This is a genomic window from Mucilaginibacter sp. (assembly GCF_036383575.1).
In the GTDB taxonomy this organism is placed as follows: Bacteria; Bacteroidota; Bacteroidia; order Sphingobacteriales; family Sphingobacteriaceae; genus Mucilaginibacter.
On the sequence record NZ_DASVOB010000392.1, the window covers coordinates 1 to 5,684 of the forward strand.

Consider the following 5,684-nt stretch of genomic DNA (forward strand, 5'->3'; position numbering starts at 1 on the left):
TTTTTATTTTACATTAGCAAATTAATAATAGGCACAAGTATTGATGTTTTACACCAACCCCGATTTAACTACAGTAAAAGATATGTTTAAGAAAGTATATTTGTTATTGGTGCTGGGCGCAGCCCTCGCCTGTAAAGCATCTCCATCCAAACCAATAAAAGTAACCGGTTCCAATGATCTGCAGCCCGATGAACAGCAAAGCGTTGTTTGCAAGCAGGTAGCATCATTGATCTCTAACTACAACTATAAAAAAGTTCCGCTTAACGATTCAGTATCCGCTATAATTTATGACCGTTACATCAAATCACTTGATGAAAACCACAGCTATTTTTTAGCATCAGATATCAAGGATTTTGAAAAATATAAAACCGTACTTGATGATGATATTAAAGCAGGTAACCTGGCCGATGCTTTTTATATCTTCAACGTTTTTCAAAAAAGATATATCGAACACGTAAAATATTCAATTGAGCAGATCAGCAAAAACTTCGATTTTAACAAAACCGAAACCTTTGTTTATGATCGCGACAAACTGCCATGGATCGCTTCACAAAGTGAGATGGATGCCATGTGGACCAAACGTGTTAAATACGACCTGCTGAACCTGAAACTGGCCAATGCTGATATGGCTAAAAACAAGGAAACGCTAAAAAAACGTTACGAAAACCTGTTGACACAAAGCAATAAGCTATCAAACCAGGATGTTTTCCAGTACTTTATGGATGCCTTTACCGAGGCTATCGATCCGCACACTAACTATTTTAACCCATCAAACGCGGCCAATTTCAATATCGAAATGTCGCGCCAGGTTGAAGGGATCGGTGCTTCATTGCAGGTAGAAAACGAATACGTAACCATTAAAACCATTGTTGCGGGCGGTCCGGCCGATAAAAGCCACCAGATAAGTGTTGATGACCGCATTGTTGCAGTAGCACAAGGTAAAACCGGCGAGTTCCAGAACGTGGTAGGCTGGCGCGTGGATAATGCTATCGCTATCATCCGCGGTACTAAAGGCACTACTGTAAGGCTTGAAATATTGCCTGCCGGTGTAAACGCATCCGCAAAACCAAAAGTGGTTGAAATGGTGCGCGAAAAGATCATCCTGAAAGACCAATCGGCCAAGAAAGAGATCCGTACCTATAACAGCAATGGTAAAACAGTGAAGATAGGTGTAATATCTATTCCTGCGTTCTATATTGATTTTAACGATTACAAAGCAGGGAACCCTAACTACAAAAGCACTACGCATGATGTTAAGGCGATCCTTGACTCGTTAAAGAAAGAAAATGTAGACGGCCTGGTGATCGACCTGCGTGAAAACGGTGGTGGTTCATTGATGGAAGCCATTGAGCTTACCGGCTTATTCATTAAAACCGGCCCGGTAGTACAGGTACGTGATACTAAAGACCAAGTTGAAATTGATAAGGACGAAGATCCGGATATTACCTACAGCGGCCCTATGGCAGTGCTGGTTGACCGTTTCAGCGCTTCGGCCTCTGAAATTTTCTCAGGTGCAATACAAGATTACGGTCGCGGGTTGATTTTGGGAACCCAGACCTATGGTAAAGGTTCGGTACAAAGTGCTATTGACCTTGACAGGGTGATCGGTTCTTCACTTCGCGATAAAATAGCAGGTGTAGTTGGCGGCGGTAAAAAAACAACTACTACAGGCAGCCAAAGCACTTACGGTCAGCTTAACCTTACTATAGCTAAGTTCTATCGCATTAGCGGTAACTCAACCCAGCACAAGGGTGTAACACCTGATATCTCTTTCCCATCGGTTATTCCGTTGGATAAATATGGTGAAGATACCGAGCCATCAGCAATGCCTTTTGATATCATAGCCAAAACAGACTACACCAAAACCGGCGATTTTACCGGCGTGCTGCCGCAACTTAAAAAACTGCATGATCAGCGCATGAGCAGCAGCGATAGCTACAAATATTTGCTTGAAGATATTGCTGATTTCAAAAAGCACGACGCTGATAACAGCATATCGTTAAAAGAATCAGACTTGAAGAAACAGCGCGACGATGATGAAGCAAAAGCATTTGATCGTAACAACCTGCGCCGCGTAGCCTTAGGTTTACCAGCCCTTAAAAAAGGCCAAACTAAACCTAAAAATGAAGACCTTGACTTTGTAAAACGCGAAGCCGGCCAAATCATGACCGATTATATCAGCCTTGATAATAAGTTTACAAGCGTTGGTTCGCAACCGGCTAACTAAGCTAATTTTGAATAATATTCAGCGCCCGGTATTGAAAGATGCCGGGCCTTTTTATTTATACACGAATGCCTACAGGTTAAAAGGAATTTTATCGAAGTTCACGAATGGGTGTTAGAAGTCACTACAACCGTTCGAAAGATGAAATATCTCTTAAAAAGCCATGTCATTGCGAGCGTAGCGCGGCAATCTCGTAGCTAATGCCTGTCGACATAAGCATGTCGTTTATGCATACCGACGAGATTGCCACGTCGCGCCGCGCGCAGCCCCGTACAAGCTCCTCGCAATGACATGGGGTTTATTAATGCACCATTTGCAACTGATTTGCGGCTTTCGGACACCTGTAGCGATAACACCGACCACGAGTTGAATTTACATACTTAGGTACCTTACATCGAAAATAAAATTCGTGTAATTCGATTTAATTCGAGGAATTAGTGTCATATTCTTAAAAATCACTTCCCTGTTATAAAACCCTGTCGGCTAATACCCTTGCATTTTGTAAATTTGGCCTCTTATAAATAATTGATACAACGTTGAAAAATAATATTCTTATTGTTGATGATGTGCATGCCATATTTATGGAGCAGGCCGAAGCTAAAGGTTACACCTGCGATTACCGTCCGCTGATTAAGCTTGACGAAGCCATGCAGGTCATAGGTGATTATGCCGGTTTGGTGATCCGTTCAAAATTCAGGGTTGATAAAGCTGTGCTTGATGCTGCCACCAACCTGCAATTCATAGCCCGTGCCGGTGCCGGTATGGATAATATTGATGAAGATTATGCTGCTCAAAAAGGCATAAACCTAATTAATGCTCCCGAGGGCAATTCAGATGCTGTAGGCGAGCATGCCGTAGGTTTGCTGCTGTCACTAATGAATAACCTGAACCGTGGCGATGCGGAAATCCGTGACGGTAAATGGCAGCGTGAAGCCAACCGTGGGTATGAGCTAAAAGGCAAAACAGTAGGTATTATAGGCTATGGCCATATGGGCAGCAGCTTTGCACGTAAACTATCTGGATTTCAGGTAAATGTTATTGCTTACGATAAATACAAAACCGGCTTCAGCGATAAATATGCCCGCGAGGTAAGCATGGAAGAAATTGTAAAGCACAGCGATGTGCTGAGCCTGCATATCCCCTTAACGACAGAAACAAACGGATTAGTGGATGACGAATACCTGTTCCACTTTAAAAAGCCAATATTTTTCCTGAATACCTCGCGTGGCAAAACCGCTAAGGTAAGCGCGGTACTTAATGCTATCCGTGAAGGCAAAATTTTAGGCGCAGGTTTAGATGTACTGGAAGTTGAAAAATTCCCTGCCCTTGCCGAACAGCCATGGTTTGAGGAGTTAAGGCAAAGCGGAAAGGTGCTGTTAAGCCCTCACGTTGCCGGCTGGACATTTGATTCATACCGGAAGATCAGCGAGGTAATGGCTGAGAAGCTGGTTGATTTGAAGTAATATCTGAACCTTGATTTTTAGGATTTTGGGATTACCATGAGTTGAGCACTATTGTCTGAACTCGAATTTTCTGAATTAAAGAATAAACAGAATGCTAAGCAAATTCGATAAATTTAAAAAAATCGTTTAATTCGGGTTCAGGCAAACATCCTGCGAATCCTCCAATCCCATAAATCACGGTTCAGAAAAAACTTTCAACCCATTGTTAACAATCTTTTTTTGAATTGTAATCCTATTCCCTCAACTTCGCAGTCCGAATTTTGATTATGAGTATTCATTATAAAATAATAGCCGCAGAGCTTGCCGTTGCCGAAAAACAGGTAACCGCCACTGTTGCCCTGCTTGATGAAGGAGCTACTGTTCCGTTCATTTCCCGTTATCGTAAAGAACTTACCGGCAGTTTGGATGAGGTACAGGTTGCCAATATTCGCGACCGTGTACAGCAACTGCGTGAGCTGGATAAACGCCGTGAGGCTATTCTGAAATCACTTACAGATCTGGGCAAATTGACGCCCGAGCTTGAAAAGCAGGTTAACGAAGCTGAAACGATGGTGGCTTTGGAAGATATCTATCTTCCTTATCGCCCAAAACGCAAAACCCGAGCTACAGCGGCCCGCGAAAAAGGTCTGCAGCCATTGGCCGACGTTTTATTGGAACAAAACAATATCGACCCGGAACTGATTGCCGCCGAATACATCAGCGATGAAAAAGGCGTTGCCAGTGTTGAAGAAGCATTAGCCGGTGCAAGGGATATCATTGCTGAAACCGTTGCAGAAAATGCAGAGGTACGTACTAAGATCCGTGAGTTTTTTGTAGAGAAAGGAACCTTTGCTTCAAGAGTAGTTGAAGGCAAAGAAGAAGCGGGCATTAAATACAAAGACTACTTTGAGTGGACGGAGCCGGTTAAATCAGCCCCATCACATCGCGTGTTGGCTATGCGTCGTGGTGAAAAGGAAGAGATCTTGTGGCTCGACCTGAAACCCGAAGAAGATGATGCACTGCAGGTACTGGAAGACTCTGTTATCAAAGGCAACAACCAGGCTTCGGGCCAGGTTCGTTTAGCTATTACCGACGGCTACAAACGCCTGCTGAAACCTTCAATGGAAACAGAAGTGCGCCTGCTTACTAAAAAGAAAGCCGACGAAGAAGCTATCCGCGTATTTGCGGAGAATGCCCGCCAGCTTTTACTAAGTGCTCCGCTTGGCCAAAAGCGCGTAATGGCGCTTGATCCCGGCTTCCGTACAGGCTGTAAGCTGGTTTGTTTGGATGAACAAGGTAAATTGCTCGAAAATACTGCTATTTACCCGCACACTGGTGCGGGACAGGCACGCGAAGCCGAAAAGACGGTACAGCACCTGTTCCAGAAATATAATATTGAAGCTATTGCCATAGGTAACGGTACGGCCGGCCGCGAAACAGAAGTATTTGTGCGCAACCTGAATTTGCCAGGCGTAACTATTGTGATGGTTAACGAAAGCGGTGCCTCTATCTACTCGGCATCGGAAGTGGCAAGGGAAGAGTTTCCTGACTATGACGTTACTGTTAGGGGAGCAGTTTCTATCGGCCGCCGTTTAATGGACCCATTGGCCGAACTGGTAAAGATCGATCCAAAATCAATTGGTGTGGGCCAGTACCAGCATGACGTTGACCAGAACAAGCTGCAAACGTCCTTAGATGACACTGTGATTAGCGCAGTGAACGCGGTAGGTGTTGAGCTTAACACGGCTTCAAAACAGATCCTGGCGTATGTATCGGGCCTTGGGCCGCAACTGGCACAAAACATTGTAGAATACCGTAATCAAAACGGAGCCTTTAAACGCCGCGAGCAGTTGAAGAAAGTTCCGCGTTTGGGAGATAAAGCGTTTGAGCAGGCAGCAGGTTTCCTCCGGATCCATAATGCCGAAAACCCGTTGGATACCAGTGCGGTTCACCCCGAGCGCTATGGCTTACTGGAGCAGATGGCTACGGATATGAAATGCACGGTTAAAGACCTGATG

3 protein-coding genes are annotated in these 5,684 nt (G+C 44.3%); all 3 read left to right on the forward strand.

Annotation, left to right across the window (positions count from 1 at the left end):
• Positions 1-82: 82 nt before the first annotated feature.
• Positions 83-2,227, forward strand: a complete 2,145-nt coding sequence (locus tag VF500_RS13720) for a carboxy terminal-processing peptidase (protein ID WP_330860215.1) — start codon at positions 83-85, stop codon at positions 2,225-2,227.
• Positions 2,228-2,760: 533 nt separating this feature from the next.
• The gene (locus VF500_RS13725; protein WP_330860216.1) at positions 2,761-3,687 is read left to right on the forward strand and encodes an NAD(P)-dependent oxidoreductase; all 927 of its coding nucleotides are present in this window, start codon (positions 2,761-2,763) and stop codon (positions 3,685-3,687) included.
• A 266-nt stretch (positions 3,688-3,953) separates the two neighbouring features.
• Positions 3,954-5,684, forward strand: a 1,731-nt coding sequence (locus tag VF500_RS13730) for a Tex family protein (RefSeq protein ID WP_330860217.1), incomplete at its 3' end; no start/stop codon positions are given.